A 20,947-nucleotide genomic window follows, 5' to 3' on the forward strand; every position below is an offset into this window, starting at 1 on the left:
CCATGGCAAGGGAGAAGCGGGTCGTCCTGATTCTCGTGGAGGGGCCGAGCGATGAAAACGCGCTCCTCGAGCCCATGCAGGCCGCGCTCAACTTCGCCGCAAACGGTGCACCGCCCGAGGCGAGGGCGCTCGCCTTCCACTGCGACGTTACCACGGTGCGACCCTTCTCATGGGAGGCCTCCTTCGCCGTCAAGGACAGGGTGCGCGACACCGTGCGCCAGTTCGTCGTCGACCGCATCGCGTCGCGGCACGAGTACGAATGGACCGACCTCGACCGGATCATCCACATCGTCGACCTGGACGGCGCCTTCATACCGAACGAGTGCATCGTCGAGGGGGACTGCGATGGATTCGTCTATGGCCGCGACTCTATCACCGCCCGGGACACCGCTAGGGTGGTAGACAGAAACGAGAGAAAGTCTGCCGCGCTGCTTGAGCTCGCGGGCACGCGCGAGCTCAAGCACAGAAAACACGCAGTCCCCTACAGAGTCTACTTCATGTCCCGCAACCTCGAGCATGCGCTCTACGGCTCCGTACGCGAATTCAGCGATGACGAGAAGAGGCAGCTTTCCGCAGCCTTCGGCAAGAAATACCGGAACGACCCCGAGGGTTTCATCAATCTGCTCCGAAGCGGGGACGTAAAGGTTCCGGGCGATACCGTGGAGGAGACATGGCGCTACGCCCGGGAAGGCACTAATTCCCTCCACCGGGGCTCAAGCCTTCACCTCTTCTTCTCTGACTCTGAACCGGAATCTCCGCCCCGGCCATCCGCTCCCTAGGATCCGAAAGCCCGAATGTCGTGCTGGCGCTTGTGCGAGACGATCAACTTTCGGCAGTCGCTGCTCCCCGTTTTGATCGCATGGCTCTTCCCCGTCGCCCTCCAGCGCCGGGGGTTCCCCTCCATCGCGAAGAGGTAATCCCCGTCCGGCCTTGCCGTCTCTGTAACGCCGAGCCTCCCGACGCGCCTCAAGGAAGGCGGGGTCGTCCCGGGAGAGTGGACAAAACTATAGAGACACGTTCCAAATTGACTAAAGGGTGATATGGGTTAGACGCCAGGCAATTTCCCATTTCTTAAAAGAAGAGAGGGGGCACCTGTCGCAAAAGACCGGGTGTCCCCTCTCGTAATGTCATTTGCAATCCGCTAGCACGTGGCTCGGACCGCTGCCGGCGTGACCTTTACGCGGCAAGGCGCTTGAGGACGTCGATGAGCAGCTCGTAGAAGCGCTCGGCAGAAGCGAGCTCCATGCTCTCGTCCGGGGTGTGGACATCGGAGAGCGTCGGGCCCACGGCGATGGCGTCCAGACCGTGCAGGGCCTCGGCAAACAGGCCGCACTCAAGGCCGGCGTGAATGGACTCGATGCGCAGCTCGGAGCCAAAGAGCTCACGATAGCTCTCGACAAAGACGTCGCGGACCGGCGAATGCTCGGCATAGCTCCAGCCGGGATACTCGAACTCAAACTTGGCGTCGAAGCCCAGGACATCGGCCAGCGTCTGCAGGCGGTCCTTGAACTCGTCCTGCAGCGAGGTGATCGAGGAGCGCGGGGACAGCATGATCTTGACCTCGTCGTCAGAAGTGGCAACCACACCGATGTTGGAGGAAACCTCGACGGAGCCGTCGGTGGCGACGTTGCGGCGAATCACGCCGTTAGGGGCAAGACGCAGGGCGCGGATGAGGGCAAGCGCGGACTTCTGGTCCATGGCCTCGACCTCAGCGTTATCGGCAATCTCGACGGTGCAGGTAAAGCCGGGGTCGAAGACCTCGAGCTCGGCAGTGACGTCGGCGATGATGCCCTTTGCGATCTGGGCCGCGGCCTCGGCGGCAGCGTGGTCGGCGTAGACCAGAACAGCCTTGCACTCACGGTTGATGGCGTTGTCCTTGGTGCCGCCGTTAAAGCTAACGATGGCGGGCTCGCCGGCAACCATCAGGCGGTCGATGATGCGGGCCATGATGAGGTTGCCGTTGCCGCGCTCTAGGTTGATATCGTTGCCGGAATGACCACCCAGTAGGCCGGAGATGTCGAGCGTGAGGGTGCTGCCGGTCTTGTGCTCGCGCACGATGGGGCAGGCGTAGGTAACAACGACGCCGCCGGCGCAGCTGACGGTGGCAACGCCCTCTTCCTCGGAGTCAAGGTTAATCATGGTGCGGGCGCTAATCTGGGACTTGTCGAGCGTCTCGGCACCGACCAGGCCAGTCTCCTCGTCGGTGGTGAATACGCACTCGAGGGCGGGGTGAACGATCGAATCGTCATCGAGAACAGTGAGCATCAGAGCGACAGCAATGCCGTTGTCGGCACCCAGGGTGGTGCCGTTAGCGGTGAGGACGCCGTCCTTGACGACCAGGTCGATACCGTCGGTCGTAAAGTCGTGCTCAACGGAGCCCAACTTGTCGCACACCATATCGATGTGGCCCTGCAGCATCACGGCCGGAGCATTCTCGGCGCCGGCAGAAGCGGGCTTGCGAATGATGACGTTGTAGACCTCGTCCTGGTACACATCGAGGCCGCGCTCCTTGGCAAACGCAACCAGGAAATCGCTGATGCCCTTCTCGTTGCCAGACCCACGGGGGATCGCGCTGACCTCCTCAAAGAAATGGAACAGCTGGGCGGGCTCGTAGCCGGTAATCTTGTAATCCATGGTGCCTCCTTGGCGCAACTGGTTAGACAGTAAGACATGCGCCTTGTATATTCCCAGACTTTGCGTGCATAAACCAGTCGAAAACGCCGAGCGCCCTCGCATCATCGGCTAACGGCGGGGAAACGCTACTTTATTAAGATAAAGCAGGTTAGACGGGCCGCACCGAAGGGGCGTTGGACCCTTCAACCAACCTCAAAGCTTGATCAACGTTTATGCATACGCCATTGGTATGTTTAATGAGGTTTTTGTCCTCCGTCACGACGTAATCGGCATCAATGCGATTAGCGACGCCCAGTATCAGGTCGTCCTCAAAGTCGTTGTGATGATACTTGAACACAAAGGAGTCGAAGACCTCATCTGCACCGACCGGGGCGATGAGGGCTAGCTCGCGCATCTGTCGAACGCATGCCCAGGCCGTTTCGTCTGCCGCCGCAATGGCGTTATCGCTCAGTGAGCCAGTCTTTCTTCGGCACTCCTGCTTGATTGCCGCCGAGACAAGATATGAAACGTCTTTGACCGAAAGCGACGAGGCAAACAGGGCAATCCGCTCCGAGGCGTCGGCAATCTCGATCAGATGGGCGACATTTGCCGTACGGTCGGACCTGCCAGAAAAATAATCCATCCATACGTTGGTATCGATTAACAGCTTGAGGACGCCTTCTGTGCTCATAGTTCCACCCACTCGGGATAGCGCTCCGCCATGGCCTCCTCATAGAGGTCGTCATAGTCTCCCGAGAACTCAGGGATGGGGATGCCGTATTTGAGGCACGAATCGCGAACGATATGGCTGCCTTGCGCGGCCCTTGACTCCATGCGCCGGGGCTCCACTCCGTCAGAAACTGGAGCCGCCGCGTCTCCCTTCGAGGGCATATGTCCGTTAACGACCAGATACTCCCAAAGTGTCCGAACGGCTTGCGACGGCGTCATGCCAATCTGTGCCAAAACGGCGTCCCCGGCATCCTTGAGTTGGCGATCCATGCGCACGTTCATCTGAACCGGCCGTGAGTCTAGTATCGACATAGACATGTTGGCTCCTTTTGCTATACGCTTTCCTTTACTTAGTATAGCATTTAGGATGAATGCCGCCTTTACCAGAAAGGGGACGTCCCAGCTGGAACATCCCCTTCATTCAGACTATTTCACACTTTACAGCGCGCCAGAGCCGGCTTGCATCATGCCGCCGGGGCCCGAGGTCACGCCGCCGCTTACGGGCGTGGCGTTGCCGGTGTGCGGCGCCGCCGGAGCGGTATCGCCGCCGAGCGCGCCGACCGGACGCGGTGCCGGAATCTCGCCCGTGCCGTGGCTAAAGACAAACTTGCCGTCGGCCACATCGCACAGGACGGTATCGCCCTCGCCCCACTCGCCGGCCAGCAGCTCCTCGGACAGCGGGTCCTCAATGAGCTTTTGGATGGCGCGGCGCAGCGGACGCGCGCCATTGGTGAGGTCGGTGCCCTCGGCCACAATCTTGTCGTAGGCCGCATCGGTGAGCTTGATGTTCATGCCGTTGGCAATCAGGCGTTGACGCAAGTCGTCCACCAGCAGGTGCGCGATCTTGGTCAGATTCTCGCCCGAAAGCTTCTGGAACACCACGATGTCGTCGATACGGTTGAGCAGCTCGGGGCGGAACAGGCGCTTGAGTTCGCCCATCGCACGGCCCTTAATCTCGCTCGAGGTAAGGCCGTGCTCGCCGGTGGTGCCAAAGCCAACGCTCGCATCCTGCGCAATCTCGCGGGCGCCCACGTTGGACGTCATGATGATCACGGTATTGCGGAAGTCGACCGTCTTGCCTTGGCTATCGGTCAGGCGGCCCTCCTCCAGCACCTGCAGCAGAATGTTGAAGATATCGGGGTGCGCCTTCTCGATCTCGTCAAACAGCACAACCGAGTACGGATGACGGCGCACGGCCTTGGTGAGCTGACCGCCCTCGTCATGGCCAACGTAGCCCGGGGGGCTACCGATAAGCTTGGAGACCTCGAACTCGCTGCCAAACTCCGACATGTCGAAGCTGATGAGCGCGTCCTTGCTGCCAAAGAGATACTCGGCAAGCGTCTTGGCGAGCTCGGTCTTGCCCGTGCCGGTGGGACCCAGGAAGATAAAGCTGCCGCCGGGGCGACGCGGGTCCTTGAGCGGCGAGCGACTGCGGCGCACGGCCTTGGCAACGGCCTCGACTGCCTCGTCCTGGCCGATAATGCGGGTCTTGAGCACGCTTTCGGTCTGCAGCAGGCGACGGCTCTCGCTCTCGGTGAGCGAAGACACCGGCACACCCGAGGTCACGGAGACGATGTCGGCGATCTGGGCGACGTCGATGGTGAGCGGGCTCGCGTCGAGCTCGGCCGTCCAGGCAGCCTTGGCCTCGGCAACCTCAATCTCGGCAGCCTTTTGCTGCTCAGTGATCTCGGCAGCCTTGTTCATGTCGTCGCTCTCGGTGGCCTCCTGTGCGGCAGCCTTGAGCTCTTCGACGCGATGCTCGGCCTCGCGCACCGGCTCGGGCGCGCGGTTAGCGGCGATGCGGGCGCGGGCACCGGCCTCGTCGATAAGGTCGATGGCCTTATCGGGCAGGAAGCGGTCCTGAATGTAGCGGTTGGAGAGGTTCGCGGCGGCCTCGATAGCACCCTGTGTGTAACGCACATGGTGGTGCTCCTCGTAGCGCGGCTTGAGCGCGGTCAGGATCTTGACCGTGTCCTCGACGCTCGGCTCCTCGACATCGATTGTCTGGAAGCGACGCTCAAAGGCCGGATCCTTGGTGAGGTACTTGCGGAACTCCTCGGCCGTGGTGGCGCCGATGATCTGGAAGGCACCGCGTGCGAGAACGGGCTTGAGCATGGAGCTCGCATCGATAGAACCCTCAGCAGAGCCGGCACCGATGATGGTGTGCATCTCGTCGATAAACAAGATAACGTCGTCGGCTTCGGTCGCCTCCTGGATCACGTTCTTGAGACGCTCCTCGAACTCGCCGCGATACTTGGCGCCCGCAACAAGACCCGGCAGGTCGAGTGTCCAGATATTCTGGTTCATGAGGTTCTCGGGCACGTTGCCGGCGGCAATCTGCTGAGCCAGGCCCTCGACGATGGCTGTCTTGCCCACGCCGGGATCACCCAAGATAAGCGGGTTGTTCTTGGTGCGGCGCGAAAGGATCTCCATCATGCGCTGGACTTCCTTTTCGCGACCGATCACGGGATCGAGCTTGCCGTCGCGCGCCTTCTGTGTGAGGTTGGTGGCGAACTGCTTGAGCGTGTCGGTGCCGTCCCCCTTTTGCTGTGAGGCGTCCGAGCCGCTAAAGAACGGCAGGCCCGCACCGGGGCGGCCGGCGCCAGCTCCGGCGAGCGGACGCTTCTTGTCCTGGTCCTTGGCGGTGAGCTTTTCGATGGCCTTTTTGATAGAAGCGGACGAAACACCCAGGCGCATGAGGATGTCCATGGCCATTCCGTTGCCCTCTTCGACGATACCGATGAGCAGGTGCTCGGTCGACACATAGGTCTGGTTGTTCTCGCGCGCCACACGGAAGGAACGCTCCATCACGCTAATGACGAGCGGCGTAAAGGCGAGCTTGGCGGCCTCGGTCTCCTCGCTGGGCTCGGGAACGGTGGTCTGGACCTCCTTGAGGGTGTCCATGATGTCGTCGTAGGAGATATCGAGCGAGCGCAGTGCCTCGGCGGCAATGCCCTCGTCCTCCTTAGCGAGCGCGAGCAGCAGATGCTCGGTACCCACTTTATTTGAGTGTAGATCGAGCGCCTCTTGCTTGGCCATGGACATGACCTTGCGCGCGCGATCGGTAAAACGGTCTAACATGCTAGTTCCTCTTAGACGAGCTAGTTTTTTCAAACGCAAAGCGCCGCCCCGCGGCAGCGCTTTGGTCTCTTTACCCATATGGAGTATATGTTAACCGTTGGGACCTTTTCCGCACGGAGCCATACGACAACGTCTACAAAAAAGGAATCGCTCCGGTCTGTTTGGGGGTCTGGTTCTGAGCGTTGCCTAGCAGGCAGGCTCGACGTCCATGCCCTCGGAAATGTTGGCAACCTCCTCGGCAGCGGGAGCACCCGGCATGTGCACGAGCTCCATGTGCGGCTCGGCAAAGACCGTGCCCATGGGGAAGGCGCGACGGAAGACAAACCGGGCAACCGGACCGGCCACCAGCAGGTTCCAGGGCAGGGCCATGATAAAGTTGCGCGGAATGTTGACGAGCCACATCATCGGCAGCGCCTGCAAATTGGCAAGCGGGCCGCCGGGCATATGGAACAGGCCCTCGCAGGCGCCGTAGAGCGACATGATGATGACCATGGGGACGACCATGCAGGAGCTGACGGCGAGCGTCATAGCGAGCGGCGAGCTCTTGCCCGGAGTAACCAGGAACTTGAAGGCGAAGCCTTTGGCTGGCGGGCTGGCGATAAACCAGTCGCAGCACATGGCAAAGACGTAGGCAACGGGGAAGCCAAGCCATGCAGCGGCAACAACCTCGCCGTTGATGGCCCCATGCTGCAGGGCAACGTTGTAGATGCTCATCCAGAGCACCATACAAAAACACATGATAAAGGTGAACAGCAGGCTCTCTCGTTTGTTGATAGGCATAAAGGGCGAAATCCTTTCTGTGTTACGCCGCGGCGCGTGCAAAAAAACGGGCAGGCGAGATGGAGTTACTGGGACTTCATCTCGCCCGCCCGCGGTACGTGCGTCTGCGACTACTTATGTGGTGGAACTACCCTAACACGAACAACACGCGCTTCGTAAGCGTTGAGTTTGTGGAGATGCTCGGCGTATTGGTGCAAAGTAACCTGTCCCCCTTGCACCAATTAGCTGGTGTGGCGCCAGCGGGGATCGGTGAGAGTTCTCGCTACGCTCAGGCCGACGGGAAGGAACGCCACGATGAGCACCGCACGCACAAACCAGCCAAGCATATTAACCGTGTCAAACGTGCACATGTAGTACATCGAGCGATACAGATACAGTCCCGGCACCATGATGACAATCGATGGCACCGTGAGGGCGATGCGCGGGTACGTGAGCTTGATTTCGGCCAGGCTCGCAAGCAGTCCCGACACCAGCGCGCCGATAAACGCCGCCGCCTCGGGAGGCATGCCTGCACTCAGGCCCAGAAAGGGAAACAGCGTCGGCGCATCGACGAGCGTAAGGCGCAAGGTATTAGACACGGCACCGATGAGCCCAGCCGCCGCGGCCATCTTTATCGGACTGTTGAACATAACCGAGAAGCCAAATACACCGATAAAGCTCATCAGTATGCGCAAGAGCGTAAGAGCCAACGGTGAGAGGCCGAGCGGGGCGAAGTCATCCGGCGCCAGTCCCACACACTCGGCAACCATCCAGCCTACGAGGGTCGCCATCACAATAATTGACACAGCATACGAAAGACGCTCGATGCCGCTTCGCATATCGAGCTTTGCGATGTCGAGGCCTGCCGTAATGAGGGGAAAGCCGGGGATGACAAAGAGCATGGCGCCGATATAGCCTTCTTGGTGCGACATTGCCCCCGGAATGACCTGGCCAAGGCCGAGCAACGCCAGTAAATACGAGATACAGGCCAGCGCGACGCCAATCGTCAACGCGCTAAACTGGCCGAGGCCCTGCTTGAGGATATGAGAACGGGCAAAGTTGCCGACGCCCGCGCCCACGAACGCACATGCCATCTCAATGGGACCGCCACCAAGTAAAAAGACAAAGGCGCCACAGGCGCAGGCCGCCGCAAGGCCCTGTTGCCAAGGCGCGTAATCAGGTTTTGAACTCTCAACGGTCTTGAGCATCTCGTGATACTCATGCACGGTAAACCGGCGCCCATAAGTCTCGATTTCCTTTAGGAAGCTCTCCATCATCCAAATGCGATGAGTGTTGACGCCCGTTGTTGGCAGGCTGACGACCTCGTTAAAGCAGTGGCCGCCTTCGATGCAGGCGCACTCAAACGACAGGAGACTTAAGTCAACGTGGATGGTGACACCGAGTACGGCGGCGACGCGGTTCATGGTATCGCGTACACGCCAGGCACCCGTTCCGCTCGCGAGCATAAGCATACCGGTGCGGCAGATGATGGATGATTTGTCGGTAAGTGGCGCATCGACGGCAAGCTCATCGCCCGCGGTCACGATCTGGCGCCAGTCAGTTTTCATATGGAGCGCGCCGGCACGGACACCGTGGTGCATGGGGGCTCTCGAAGGCAGTGAGTCAAGGCGCGAAGGCTGTGGGGGTTCCGTCGATTCATCCTCAACCTCATCAGCCTCTTCATCGACCAGATCAAAGGAATCAAGCGGCGCTGGCTCGCGACGGTCGATCAGCTCCTCGTCCTCATCATCAAAGTAATTGAACTGATCGAGCATGTCCTCTTCGATCGCGCGCTCGCTCGCATCGTCCATACAGACGCTCCCTTCCTGCCGACTAACTCCCATCCTAGGCAGCGACGGCTAAAGGAAACATAAAAGAGACAACTGTCATGTGAGTCATGTACGCAATAGCCGTTAGGTAGTCGTTGGGGACGTTCTTGAATGGCTAGTCGTTTAAGAACGTCCCTAAGTGCCAACCAAGGCAACGCCGCAGGTAGAGGACGGACAGACACTATGACCCAATCCAGGGGCACGGAAACGACAGGAGCCCCCGCTCGTGACCGCGGGTCGGGACTGCGACAATGTTGTTGAAGTGCCAGAGGCGCAGCCGCGCCGCAACGAGGTTGGGAGGCTCCCGTGCCTAGATATTCTACCGCCTTCGGAATGGACGTGCACCTCAGGTCCACCACCGTCTGCGCGCTCGACGCGGAGACGGGCGAGGCCGTGACGAGGAGGTTCCGCGGCAACCCCTGGGGCGAGGTCGCGGAGTGGATGTCGGGCTTCCCCGGCCCGTCGCTCGCCGCCTACGAGAGCGGCTACCTCGGCTTCGCCCCGCAAAGGGAGCTCTCCGGGCTCGGCGTCGACTGCGTCGTCGCGGCCGTCTCCAAGGTCCCGAGGTCGGCTGCCGACCTCTCGTCCAAGAACGACCGCAACGACGCGGCCAGGATGGCCAAGGCGATACTGTCGCACGACGTCACCCCGGTATGGGTGCCGTCCCCCGAGATCGAGGGGCTCAGGGACCTCGCCGCCGCCCACGACGCGGCGACCGCGAGGCTCGCGGCGGCGAAGCAGCGGCTCCTGGCGTTCCTAGCCCGCCGCGGCTATGTCTACGGCGGCACGACGCCGGCCGGCAACCCCCGGAAGTACTGGACGTACGGCTTCCTCAGGTGGCTCGACGGCATACACCCCGCCGACGACGGAGGCATCCGGGCGCTTGCGGCGCTGAGGAACGAGGTCGAGGCGGCCGACGAGACGAGGGAGGCCCTCCTCGCCGAATACAGGGCCGCCGTCGCGGCGGGCCCCCTCTCGGCCGAGGTCGAGGCGCTCCAGTCGATCAAGGGGTGCGGGTTCGCGCTCGCCGCCGCCTTCGCGTCCGAGGTCGGCGACTTCTCGAGGTTCCGCTCCGGCAGGCAGGTGACGGCCTACTTCGGCCTCGCCCCGAAGCAGAGGTCGAGCGCGGACTCCGTGCGCCTCGGCGGAATCAGCGGGGCCGGCAACGCGCTCGTCAGGAAGCTGGCTGTCGAGGGGTCCTGGTGCTATGCCCAGGCCGGCCACCAGCCGAAGCTGATGCCCAAGGGCTCCGGCGTGCCCCTCGAGATAAGGATGCACGGGAGGAAGGGGTCCGAGAGGCTCCTGCGCCGCCGCGAGGAGATGATCGCCCGCGGGATGCCGCAGGCGAAGGCGAACGCGGCCACCGCGGCCGAGCTCGTGAGGTGGCTGTGGGCCCTCGGCACGATGTGCCGGGAGGGCGCGGAATAGACATAAGCCCCCGTCCCGGCGAGCCGGGCAGCCTTCGGGGACACCCCCGTTCTCGCTGTGCGCGCGGCGGCCGCCGCATGCGCGAAGACAGACTAGGGGAACCCCGCCGAAGGAGAGGATTGCGGGCCGCCGGAGCGGTATCCGCGGATATGAGACTGAGCCGAAGGCGTCGATGACATGCCGGGGGCGGACCGGGACGGGTTTAACGGCAGGCCCCGCCGACCGATTGCAAGCGGTCGGCGGGGCCATTGTGGCCCTTGACAGTGGATTGGGTCATATGAGCGAGCGACGTCCAGGGCGAACAAGTTGGCATGAAAAAGGCAAGACATAGACCTTCTGGTCATGCCTTACCTTTTGAATGACAAATTGTCGCCCTGGGCGGCGCGCAGCGTCGAGCCGTTACGCGGTTCGTAGAACCGCGTAACTAGTTAGCACATCTTTGCGCCGGCGGGGATGGAAGCGTCGAGCTGAATCAGATTGAGGCGCTCCTCGCCCTCCTCCTCGTGAATAGCGCTGATCAGCATGCCGCAGCTGGGAATGCCCATCATCTTGCGCGGAGGAAGGTTGGTGATGGCGAGCAGGGTCTTGCCGACCAAGTCCTCGGGCTCATAGTATTCATGGATGCCGGAAAGGATGGTGCGGTCGGTACCGGTACCGTCGTCGAGCGTAAAGTTCAGCAGCTTCTTGGACTTCTTGACGGCTTCGCACGCCTTGACCTTCACGGCGCGGAAATCGCTCTTGGAGAAGGTATCAAAGTCGACAAACTCCTCGAACAGCGGCTCGACGGCGATCTTAGAGTAATCGAGCGTAGGCTTGAGCGATTTGACGAACGGGCTCGAGGCGTTGCCGGCCTCGGCGGCCTTGGCGGCAGCAGCACCGGACTGGAAACCCTTCTCGGGCTTCATGTGCGGGAACAGCAGGACGTCGCGGATGGAGGCCTGGTTGGTGAGCAGCATGACCACGCGGTCGATACCGATGCCGATGCCGCCCGCGGGAGGCATGCCGTACTCGAGGGCGCGCACGTAGTCCTCGTCGTACTCCATGGCCTCGTCGTCACCGCCAGCCTTCTCGGCCATCTGAGCGGCAAAGCGCTCGGCCTGGTCGACCGGGTCGTTGAGCTCGGAGAACGCGTTAGCGTACTCGTGACCGGCGATAACCAGCTCAAAGCGGTGCGTCAGACGCGGGTCGTCCTCAAAACGCTTGGCAAGCGGGCTGACCTCGATGGGGTAATCGCACACGAAGGTCGGGTTGACGATGGTGTCCTCGCCCAGCTCATCGTAAATCTCGGCGATGATCTTGCCAGCAGTCCACTCGGGCTTGATCTCCAGGCCCTTCTCGCGCGCGGCGGCAGCAAGCTCCTCGACCGGCGTGTCGATGGTGACTTTCTTGCCGAGCACGTCAGAGACAATATCAGTCATGGGGCGGCTTGCCCACTCACCGGAAAGATCGATGGTCTGGCCCTGGTACTCGATGACCTCGGGGTTGCCGATGGCCTTGTTGGCAGCCTTGATGACGCCCTGGGCAAGCGCCTTCATGCCCTCGAGATCGGAGAAGGCACGGTAGGCCTCCATCGTGGTGAACTCGGGGTTGTGGGTGAGGTCCATGCCCTCGTTGCGGAAGATGCGGCCAATCTCGAACACGCGCTCAAAGCCGCCGACGATGCAGCGCTTGAGATGCAGCTCGGTAGCAATGCGCAGATAGCACTCCTGGTCGAGCGCGTTGAAGTGCGTGATGAACGGCTTAGCCGTGGCGCCGCCCTGGATAGTCTGCAGGATGGGGGTCTCGACTTCCATGTAGCCGTCGGACTCCATGAAGCGGCGGAAGGTGGAGAGAATCTGCGAACGCTTGCGGAAGGTCTCGCGGACATCGTCGTTGGCGATCAGGTCGACGTAGCGCTGACGATAACGGGTCTCCTTGTCGGAAAGACCGTGGAACTTCTCGGGCAGCGGACGAACGGCCTTGGCAAGCAGGGTCGCGCTCTTAGGGGCAACGGAGAGCTGGCCGCGCTGGGTGCGCACAACCACGCCGGTCACGCCCAGGATGTCGCCCAGGTCGAGGGACTTGAGCGTATTCCATGCAGCCTCGTCCATGTCGTTGATGCGGCAGAACAGCTGAATCTCGGCAGTCGCATCGCGCACGACGATGAACATGATCTTGCCCTGACCGCGCTTGGCGACCACGCGGCCGGCGATCTTCACGACGTCCTCGGTGTCCTCGCCATCGGCAAGCTCGGCGTACTTAGCCTCGATATCGGCAACGTAGTCCTCAAGCTCAGAGTGCTCGGGATAGGGGTTCTGGCCCGCCTCGAACAGGGCGGCGCGCTTGGCCAGGCGGGTGGCGCGCTCGTCGTTGAGCGTCGATGCCTGATCTGCGGCGTTCTGGTTCTCTGCCATAAGTTAGCTCCTCAAACTAAAACGCTCCCCAGGATTCGGTCCCAGGGAGCGAAAACATACCTTTACGCGGGACCGTGGTCTAGCGTGCAATCTTGGCGATGGTGTAGACGCGAGTCTTGCCGGAAGGCGTAACGACCTCGACGGAGTCGCCCTCGCCGTGACCGATGATGGCGTGGCCGACCGGAGACTCGTTGGAAATCTTGTGCTCGAGCGAGTTGGTCTCGGTGGTACCGACGAGCGTGACTTCCATGACCTCACCGTTGGGATCAATCAGAGAAACGGTGGAACCGATGGAGACGGTCAGATCACCTGTGGTGGCAGCAACCTGAGCGTTGGCAAGGATGGCCTGGATCTCGGCAATACGAGCGGCGTTCTGGGCCTGCTTGTCCTTGGCGGCATCGTACTCGGAGTTCTCCGAAAGGTCGCCGAACGCGCGGGCTTCCTTGATGTCCTCGACGATCTCCTTGGCGTAATCGCCCTCACGCCAAGCGAGCTCCTCGACGAGCTTCTGGCGGCCCTCAGCGGTCAGTACGATCTGGCTTGCGTCCATACGGATATCTCCCCAACTCTGATCAAACAATCAACTGTCAACAAAACGAAAAAGACCGGCTAGCCTGCGGGCAAGCCGGTCAGGTGCTCACCCCAAAGGGATGGGACTACTCTGCGTCCGCGTCGCTGTCCTCTGCCTGCTTCTTCTTGGCAGCAGCGAGCTTGGCCTCGAGCTCAGCGATCTCCTTGTCCTCCTCGGACTGCTCGACCACGACCTCCTCGGCCTGCTTGGTCTCGGCCTTATCGTCGCCCTCCATACCCTCGCGGATATTCTTGACGGTAGAGCCGAGGGACTTGCCGAGCTTCGGCAGGTTCTTGGGCCCGAAGATAATCAGGACAACGACGAGAATAATGATGAGCTCAGGAGCCCTCAGTCCAAACATGTAGACCTCCACAATACAGCGAGACAAGCTCGAATGAGTATACCGCGGGTATCGCGGTATCACAACAATAGCTAAAAAAAGGGACCGCAAGAAGCGGTCCCTCCTCATGCTCTGGTCGGGTTGACTGGATTTGAACCAGCGACCCCTGCGTCCCGAACGCAGTGCTCTACCAAACTGAGCCACAACCCGTTAGCTCGACTATAGTAACAAAGATTTCCGTCGTGTGCTAGAGAAATTTTTACTTCTTTGGCACTTCGATGCGAACCGTGTTGGGAATGAGCTCCGTCGCGCAGGACCACCAGCCGTTTTGCAGGGCAGCGTCGGCAAGCCTTTCGGCCGTGGCGGCGGTGTCGCAAATGGCAAATGAGCAGGCACCCGATCCGCACACATCTACAGCAACGGTGCCGTCCTGTTTACGCAGCCAATCGAGAACCGTTTGAATCTGCGGCTCCATCTGTGCGGAAATGACACCTAGGTTGTTATGGATGAGCGCATATGCCGTCTCGGCATCACCAGCATGCAAGGCAGAAGCTATCGCGCCGGGCTTGTCTGCAGGCACCGGAGCCTCGTCAAAACGTCGATAGGCTTCAATTGTTGAAACGCTTGCCTCGCGCGGCTTGACCAACACGACGGGCGTTGCGGGCAGCGCGGGATACTCAGTTGCCAGCACGTCTCCCCCACCTACGTAGAACGCAAGGCTCGCGTGCAAAAAGAACGGGACGTCAGCACCAATACCCCGCGCAATGTCGTCGAGCGCGGGGTCGGTGCGATCAATTCCCCAGAGCTCCGCCAAGGCGACAATGACCGCGGCCGCGTCCGTCGAGGGGCCGCCCAAGCCGGCGCACAATGGAATGCGCTTCTCAATCGTCACGCAGATGTTTGCCTCGCAACCATAATGCTCGGCCATAGCAACCGCAGCCCGATACGCCGTATTCTTTTGCATGGGAAAATCTGATGCCGGAACCGTCTGGACGGTCAGCGCCTGCGCCGGCGCGACCGTCACGGAATCGGAAAGACCGACGGCTGCCATCAGGGAATCGACCCTGTGGTAGCCGCGGTCATCGCGCTCGGTATGAACCCCCAGGTAGAGGTTAATCTTTGCCGGCGCGGAAAGAGTCAGGGACCGATCGGTCACCGTTAGTGCTCCTCGAGCTGATTGCCGAGCGGGGTAAAAATGTGCTCACCGCTCTCGGGGTCGAACAGCTCGACCTGCCCGGTGAGGACATCGATATACTGGTAGGACTGACGCGACTTGCGGCCGCGACGTTCGTCAACCTCGACGATAAAGACGGCGGGGTGGACGCTCTTGATGGTGCCCATGCGCTCGACGACGCGGGTGCGGCCCATGTTGGCCTTCACCTTGACGCGATCGCCCACCATATCGGTCAGCTTCTCGTGGATGTCGTCGACGTGATTGACTTCCATCTCTTCCATGAACAGGGCCTCCAGAAGGTGCAATTCAAAAAGGGGATAATACCCCTAAGATAGACAAAACTCTAATACTATAGCACCCTGTTGCGACCACGCGCAAGTAGCTAATTTGGCTACTTACAGATTGTCGGTATCGAGGACGATGGTGAATGGGCCGTCGTTGACGAGGTCGACTTTCATATCGGCGCCAAAGATGCCATGCGCCACGTGTTCGACATCTTGACGAACGAGCGTCAGGAAGTACTCGTAGAGCTCGTTGGCGACATCGGGGGCGCCGGCATCCGTAAACGATGGGCGGCGGCCGTGACGGCAATCGGCGAACAGCGTGAACTGCGACACTACGAGAACCTCGCCGTCGACATCGGCAAGTGCCAGGTTGGTCTTGCCGTTCTCGTCCTCGTTAATGCGCAAGCCGCGGAGCTTGCCCCACAGCTTATCGGCCTCGGCGCGCGTGTCGCCGTGGCCCACGCCCAGCAGCACCAGATAGCCGCGCCCAATTTTGCCCACGCACTCGCCGTCGACCGTCACGCCGGCGTTGAGTACGCGCTGCACCACCGCACGCACGGCCTACTCCTCGCCCGTCAGTTTGGCGGACAGATGCTCGAGCGCGTGGAAACGATGGCTGATGGCGTTCTTCTCGTCCGCCGTCAGCTCGGCCATGGTCTTGCCCGGCGTGTCGACCGGCAGGAACAGCGGGTCATAGCCAAAGCCGTGATCGCCGCGGCCCTCGTGTGCGATAACGCCCTCGCAGGCGCCCTCGCCATAGGTGACCAGACCATCCGTGTCGATAAGCGCAACGACGCTCATAAAGCGCGCGGTGCGGTCCTCGTCCGCCACGCCTTCCAGGTTAACGAGAAGCTTGGCGTTGTTGGCGGCATCGTCTCCGTGCACGCCCGCATAGCGCGCGCTATACACGCCCGGCTCGCCGTCAAGCGCGTCGACGACCAAGCCAGAATCGTCGGCGATGGCCATGAGCCCCGTCTCTTCGACGGCAGCCTGCGCCTTGATGATGGCGTTCTCCAAAAACGTCGTGCCGTTTTCCTCGGGGTCCTCAAAATCGCCCAGCTGGCCGAGCGCCACAAAGCGAACCTCGGGCATGACCTTGCCTAAAATGGCCTCGATCTCGGTGAGCTTATGGGCGTTGCCCGTTGCCACGACAATGGTCGCCGCCGGGTCGAGGGTGTCGATGTCGATCTTCTCAAGTGCCATGAGTGGTCTCCTTGTCTCTATAGCAATGCCGCGCCGAGGGCGACGAGGGCCTCCGCCTCTCCCCTCTCAATCAACGGCAGTCTTATACTTCGACGTTTTCCCAGATAAAACCTGTCAAAATAAACCTGTCCCTTTTTGGCAGGTTAGGCGATGGCTTGGCGCTGAAGCTCGATGAGCTCGGCGATGCCTTTGTCGCCCAGGTCGAGCAGGGCGTTGAGGCGCTTACGGTCAAAGGGCGCCTGCTCGCCAGTGCCCTGGAGCTCGATCATCTCACCGGTGTCGGTGGCGACGAGGTTCATGTCGACTTCGGCATGGCTGTCCTCGGAATAATCGAGGTCAAGCAGCGTATTGCCGTCGACAACGCCCATGGAGATTGCAGCCACCTGGCCGGTAAGCGGGATGCGCTCGATCTTGCCCGCCTCGACCCACATGGCGAGGGCGTCGTGCAGCGCCACCCAGGCGCCGGTGATGCTCGCTGTACGCGTGCCGCCATCGGCCTGAATCACATCGCAGTCGACGGTGACGGTGTACTCGCCGAGCGCCTTCATGTTGACGACGGTACGCAGGCTGCGGCCAATGAGGCGCTCGATCTCCATGGAGCGACCCTTGCGGTTGGCGTGCTCGCGCTTGCAGCGCTTGCCGGTCGACGCCGGCAGCATGGCGTATTCCGCGGTCACCCAGCCGACCTTAGCTCCCTTTCGCCAGCCCGGCACGCCCTCCTCGATTGTGGCGGCGCACAACACGCGCGTGTCACCGAACTCGGCAAAACACGAGCCGTGGGCGTGCTTCATGACGCCACGGGTGAGCTTAACGGGGCGCAACTCGTTGGCGGCGCGACCGTTGGCGCGGTTGACCTGCATGTACTCCATAGAAAAATCCTTTCGGCAAAAGGTGTGGCGAAGGCTCTGACGGCGGCCTTACATCTATTTCAGCTCATCGATATCGATATGCTCAATGCTCTTGAGCGGCTGACCAAAGATAAAGCTGCCCGCCACCGCAAACTCGGCAATGTTATCGGCCGTCGTGGCAAAACGATGCTGCGGCTCGGCGGCGACGCCCGCCAGCTGCTCGCGGCGCGTGAGGATATCGGTCAGCTCGCGCGTGGTCTCCTCGGCGGAACTCACGACGCGTACCCCAGGCCCCAGCGCATGGCGGATAGGTCCCACCAACAGCGGAAAATGCGTACAGCCGAGCACCACGGTATCGATACCGTGGTCGCGCAGTGGCTCAACCGTGGCACCCACCAGCGCACGCACGGCAGGCGTATCGAAGATGTCCTCGTTCTCAAGCCACTGCTCTTGCAGATGCGCACCCGAGGCGAGCTCGTGTTCGACAACCTCGACAAAGCTCGAGGCGGGGCAGCCGTATACGTCGACGCCGGCATCTAGGTCCTGAATGGCGCGCGTGTAAGCGCCCGAGCGAATGGTGAGGTTGGTGGCGAGCACGCCCACGCGACGCGTGCGGGTGCTGTTGATTGCCGCACGGGCACCCGGCGCGATCACGCCGATCACGGGAACGTCGAGCACCTGCTGGGCCAGACGCAAGGCCGCAGCTGTCGCCGTGTTGCAGGCGATGACCATAATCTTGACGTCGTGCTTCGACAGCCAACGGCCCGCCTGCAACGCAAACGAGCGCACCTCATCCTCGGTGCGCGTGCCGTAGGGGCAGCGTTTGGTGTCGCCGAAGTAGTAGACGGACTCGCGCGGCAGCACCGTCGCGATGGCGCGCGCAACCGTCAGACCGCCCAAACCAGAATCGAACACGCCAATCGGGCGCGTGTCGCCTGTCGGATTCTCGATATCGGACATTACCTCACCAGTCTCTCTCGAAAAGACATGTCCAAGTGCGGCGACGCCGCGCTACGAACGCGCCGCGACCAGCAGCTCTGCCGTCGCCGCCCAACCGTCGACAATTTTGCCGCGCGTAACGAAAGCGTTCTCGCAAGCAGCCAGGAACTCGGGCGCACCGGCGCTCGTCAGGCCATTCTCGACCAGGCAGAACGTGCCCACGTGATCGGCCATGTAGAAGTCGGACTCGGAATCGCCGAGCGCGAGCGTCTCCTCGCGCTCGATCCCCAGGTGCTCGCAGAAGCGCGCGATGGCAACGCCCTTGTTGAGGCCGGCGGGATTGATGTTAAACGCGCGACCGTCCTCGACGCGATCGAGCTCGAGCGTCGTCGGCTTGGACAGATGCGTCAGGTGACCGTTACAGGCCCACACCAGGCCGCAGCCGGCCTCGTCCAGGATGGCCTGGACCTCATTGTCGGGCACATCGCCGCGCATGCCGACGGTGACCTCGCGGTACTTGTAGCCGGTCGACATGTCGTTGTGATACTCGATCTTGTGCGGCCAGCGGGCAAGAATCTTCTCGCACACGCCGGTCTGCTCGATCACCTGGTGCGGAGTAAGGCCGCAGGCGGGGTCGTAAGGCATGTCGCCAGTCAGATACTCCCAATCGTTGGCTTTGAGGTCGTACATGACCAGGCCGCCCATCTCACCAATGTAGGAGTTGAGGCCGAGCACGCGCGCGTCCTCGTGGATCATGGTACGGTTGCGGCCCGAGGTGGGAACCACCTGAATGCCAGCGCGAGCGAGCGCCACGACGGCCTCGACGAGTTTGGTCGAGGGGTTGTCGTCGTTGTCGCGCAGCACGCACGAGCCGGGCGCGAGCATCGTGGCATCCAGGTCGGTAAAGACGTACTTGACCTTGGCCAAGCGCTCGCGCATCTCGCCCGAAAGCTCGGCAACGGTCGGCAAGGTGTTGTGGGACATGGTTACTCCGTTTACGTAGAAGGGTTTGGACTTGGACGGCATGTTTTGATTGAGGGAACACGCTTATGGCGACAGCGCACTCAGGGCGCCGCCGCCATCATGGTTCATTAGTCAAACTGGGTAACATCGATCAGGCGATTGGCCAGCGAAAGGTCGCTCTCGATGGGCACGAACTCGTCGCCCACGTGCATGAGCTCCTCGTCACCCTTTGCCAGCAGCAAGACAATGGTGGGAGCATCGGGGTTGACGTACTCCTCGCGCGCCGCCTTGAACGCCGCATGCACAGCGGCTTCGCGGTCGAGGATGATCTTGTTCGGCGTATCGTCGGGAACATGCTCGGCAAGCTCGCGACAGACCTTCATCGGGTCCTCGTGAGCTGGATCCTCGTTCGTAAAGATCATCAGGTCGGAATACGGTGCGGCCTCGCGTGGCAATTGCTCGCGGCGCTCCTGCGCCTTGCCGCCGGCGGCGCCAAACAGCGCAATGACGGGGCTAGCGGGAAACGCGCGCTTGACCGACGAGAAAAGCGAACGGAACGAAAGCTGGTTGTGCGCATAGTCAACGACGCAGATCACGCGGCCGTCCTTCGACTCCACGACCTCCATGCGGCCCGGCACACGCAGTTTGGAGAGGCCCTTCTTGATAGCCTCGATACCGATGCCGATCTCGCGCGCAGCGGCGATAGCGACCAGCGCGTTTTCCACGTTAAAGTCGCCCGCGATACCCAGCAGGACCTTCTCCCCCGCCTCGGGCTCGTCGGCGCTCATGCCGTGCAAGTTGAACTCGATGTTAAAGCCGAGCATGCGGACATCGCTCGCCCACAGGCTTGCCTCGGGATGCTCGACGCCAACGGTCACCAAGCGCTCGGCCGTCGACGCTGCCTCTAGCACACGGTCAACCTCATCGGTGCCCAGATTCACCACGGCGGTCTTTGCCTGGTCAAAGATCCTAAGCTTGCTCTCAAAATAATCCTCAAACGTGGGGTGTTCGATCGGCGAGATGTGGTCGCGGCCGATGTTGAGGAAGCACGCCACGTCAAACGGCAGATTCTCGACGCGTTGGTACTTGAGCGCCTGGCTCGAGACCTCCATGACCATGGACTGGCGACCGGACGTGCGGCAGTTGGCGATATGGCGCCAAACCTCGGGGGCCTCGGGCGTGGTGTTGGTGCTCTCGTAGCACTCGATACCATCGTCGGTACTCACCGAGCCGATCATGCCGCAGGACTCGCCCGCCGCCTTGATGATGGACTGGAGCATAAAAGCGGCCGTGGTCTTTCCCTTGGTGCCGGTGATGCCCACGATCTTGACGTCGTGGTCGGGACGGTCGTAGACCTCCGGCGGCAACAGGGCCATGGCCGTGCGAACACTATCAACAACCAGCATCGCAGCACCGCTCTCCTGCGCCAGCGGCTCCAGAGACTCGACCAGCGACTCCTCGCACACAAATGCGACGGCGCCCGCATCGAGCGCCATGCTCAAAAACGCGGGCTTAAAGGCAGCACCTTTGCAAAAGAATACGTCACCTGCCGAGACCGCGCGCGAATCAAACGAGCAGCCGGTCACGGCGCGCTCGTCAACCTGCTCTGATGCGCGCAGCTCGCCGCACACATCGAGAAGCTTGGCAAGCGTATCGACCGTGGTCACGGTCGCGGAATCCGAATGGTGCATCTTTCACCTTTCTCAGCCATTTGGCAGGGACGGTTTTATAGTAACTGAAACGCACCCACGCAAAAACGGCTCCCGGAGGAGCCGTTACGCGCAGGCGTTCGT

Annotated in this window: 19 protein-coding genes and 1 tRNA gene; 2 read left to right on the forward strand and 18 right to left on the reverse strand. The window is 61.5% G+C overall.

Translation table 11 applies throughout. The features are described from left to right. The first annotated feature begins 2 nt into the window (after positions 1-2). Positions 3-779, forward strand: a complete 777-nt coding sequence (locus ACGHIZ_RS09435) for a hypothetical protein (RefSeq protein WP_117773488.1) — start codon at positions 3-5, stop codon at positions 777-779. Between the two features lie 397 nt (positions 780-1,176). Here the strand turns inward: ACGHIZ_RS09435 and ACGHIZ_RS09440 are convergent, their stop codons facing one another. The 6 genes from ACGHIZ_RS09440 to ACGHIZ_RS09465 all read right to left on the reverse strand — a co-directional run bounded on the left by ACGHIZ_RS09440 (position 1,177) and on the right by ACGHIZ_RS09465 (position 8,993). Next, positions 1,177-2,634, reverse strand: a complete 1,458-nt coding sequence (locus ACGHIZ_RS09440) for an aminoacyl-histidine dipeptidase (protein ID WP_117773489.1) — start codon at positions 2,632-2,634, stop codon at positions 1,177-1,179. A gap of 148 nt (positions 2,635-2,782) precedes the next feature. Then, the gene (locus ACGHIZ_RS09445; protein WP_117773490.1) at positions 2,783-3,304 is read right to left on the reverse strand and encodes a PIN domain-containing protein; all 522 of its coding nucleotides are present in this window, start codon (positions 3,302-3,304) and stop codon (positions 2,783-2,785) included. Next, positions 3,301-3,654, reverse strand: a complete 354-nt coding sequence (locus ACGHIZ_RS09450; protein ID WP_390447685.1) for a type II toxin-antitoxin system RelB/DinJ family antitoxin — start codon at positions 3,652-3,654, stop codon at positions 3,301-3,303. The genes ACGHIZ_RS09445 and ACGHIZ_RS09450 overlap by 4 nt, the downstream gene beginning before the upstream one ends. A 126-nt stretch (positions 3,655-3,780) precedes the next feature. After that, the gene (locus ACGHIZ_RS09455) at positions 3,781-6,423 is read right to left on the reverse strand and encodes an ATP-dependent Clp protease ATP-binding subunit (protein ID WP_117840011.1); all 2,643 of its coding nucleotides are present in this window, start codon (positions 6,421-6,423) and stop codon (positions 3,781-3,783) included. A 186-nt stretch (positions 6,424-6,609) separates the two neighbouring features. Continuing rightward, a complete protein-coding gene (locus ACGHIZ_RS09460; protein ID WP_117840012.1) occupies positions 6,610-7,203 on the reverse strand; it encodes a DUF2798 domain-containing protein in 594 nt (197 codons plus the stop codon). 221 nt (positions 7,204-7,424) lie between these two features. Next, a complete protein-coding gene (locus ACGHIZ_RS09465) occupies positions 7,425-8,993 on the reverse strand; it encodes a threonine/serine exporter ThrE family protein (RefSeq protein ID WP_390447689.1) in 1,569 nt (522 codons plus the stop codon). Between the two features lie 351 nt (positions 8,994-9,344). On the opposite strand from ACGHIZ_RS09465, the gene ACGHIZ_RS09470 reads away from it, so the two are divergent. After that, positions 9,345-10,439: an IS110 family transposase gene (locus ACGHIZ_RS09470; RefSeq protein WP_118260311.1), complete on the forward strand. Its 1,095-nt coding sequence runs from the start codon at positions 9,345-9,347 to the stop codon at positions 10,437-10,439. Between the two features lie 428 nt (positions 10,440-10,867). Here the strand turns inward: ACGHIZ_RS09470 and lysS are convergent, their stop codons facing one another. The 12 genes from lysS to ACGHIZ_RS09530 all read right to left on the reverse strand — a co-directional run bounded on the left by lysS (position 10,868) and on the right by ACGHIZ_RS09530 (position 20,845). Further along, positions 10,868-12,832: a lysine--tRNA ligase gene (gene lysS / locus ACGHIZ_RS09475; RefSeq protein ID WP_117840013.1), complete on the reverse strand. Its 1,965-nt coding sequence runs from the start codon at positions 12,830-12,832 to the stop codon at positions 10,868-10,870. 79 nt (positions 12,833-12,911) lie between these two features. Further along, a complete protein-coding gene (gene greA / locus ACGHIZ_RS09480) occupies positions 12,912-13,382 on the reverse strand; it encodes a transcription elongation factor GreA (RefSeq protein WP_006234960.1) in 471 nt (156 codons plus the stop codon). 106 nt (positions 13,383-13,488) lie between these two features. Then, positions 13,489-13,764, reverse strand: a complete 276-nt coding sequence (gene tatA, locus ACGHIZ_RS09485) for a twin-arginine translocase TatA/TatE family subunit (RefSeq protein ID WP_022094895.1) — start codon at positions 13,762-13,764, stop codon at positions 13,489-13,491. 112 nt (positions 13,765-13,876) lie between these two features. Then, positions 13,877-13,953: transfer RNA gene (locus tag ACGHIZ_RS09490), tRNA-Pro, on the reverse strand. 49 nt (positions 13,954-14,002) lie between these two features. Continuing rightward, positions 14,003-14,899, reverse strand: coding sequence for a 4-(cytidine 5'-diphospho)-2-C-methyl-D-erythritol kinase (gene ispE / locus ACGHIZ_RS09495; protein WP_117774375.1), 897 nt, complete (start codon positions 14,897-14,899; stop codon positions 14,003-14,005). Between the two features lie 2 nt (positions 14,900-14,901). Continuing rightward, positions 14,902-15,198, reverse strand: a complete 297-nt coding sequence (locus ACGHIZ_RS09500) for a Veg family protein (RefSeq protein WP_006234957.1) — start codon at positions 15,196-15,198, stop codon at positions 14,902-14,904. A gap of 114 nt (positions 15,199-15,312) precedes the next feature. Beyond that, positions 15,313-15,759 (reverse strand): D-aminoacyl-tRNA deacylase, encoded by a 447-nt coding sequence (dtd, locus tag ACGHIZ_RS09505; RefSeq protein WP_089572532.1) that lies wholly within the window; start codon positions 15,757-15,759, stop codon positions 15,313-15,315. Positions 15,760-15,762: 3 nt separating this feature from the next. Continuing rightward, positions 15,763-16,404, reverse strand: a complete 642-nt coding sequence (rdgB, locus tag ACGHIZ_RS09510) for an RdgB/HAM1 family non-canonical purine NTP pyrophosphatase (RefSeq protein WP_022094898.1) — start codon at positions 16,402-16,404, stop codon at positions 15,763-15,765. A gap of 143 nt (positions 16,405-16,547) precedes the next feature. Next, positions 16,548-17,273, reverse strand: a complete 726-nt coding sequence (gene rph / locus ACGHIZ_RS09515) for a ribonuclease PH (RefSeq protein WP_117774376.1) — start codon at positions 17,271-17,273, stop codon at positions 16,548-16,550. A gap of 54 nt (positions 17,274-17,327) precedes the next feature. Further along, entirely contained in the window at positions 17,328-18,212 is an 885-nt protein-coding gene (murI, locus tag ACGHIZ_RS09520) for a glutamate racemase (protein WP_117774377.1), read from the reverse strand. A 51-nt stretch (positions 18,213-18,263) separates the two neighbouring features. Continuing rightward, positions 18,264-19,175, reverse strand: a complete 912-nt coding sequence (locus ACGHIZ_RS09525; protein WP_117774378.1) for an HAD family hydrolase — start codon at positions 19,173-19,175, stop codon at positions 18,264-18,266. A 107-nt stretch (positions 19,176-19,282) separates the two neighbouring features. Beyond that, the gene (locus ACGHIZ_RS09530; RefSeq protein WP_117774379.1) at positions 19,283-20,845 is read right to left on the reverse strand and encodes a Mur ligase family protein; all 1,563 of its coding nucleotides are present in this window, start codon (positions 20,843-20,845) and stop codon (positions 19,283-19,285) included. Positions 20,846-20,947 lie beyond the last annotated feature (102 nt).

Origin of the sequence: Collinsella sp. i05-0019-G5 (genome assembly GCF_042851345.1) — a bacterium.
Taxonomy (GTDB): domain Bacteria; phylum Actinomycetota; class Coriobacteriia; order Coriobacteriales; family Coriobacteriaceae; genus Collinsella.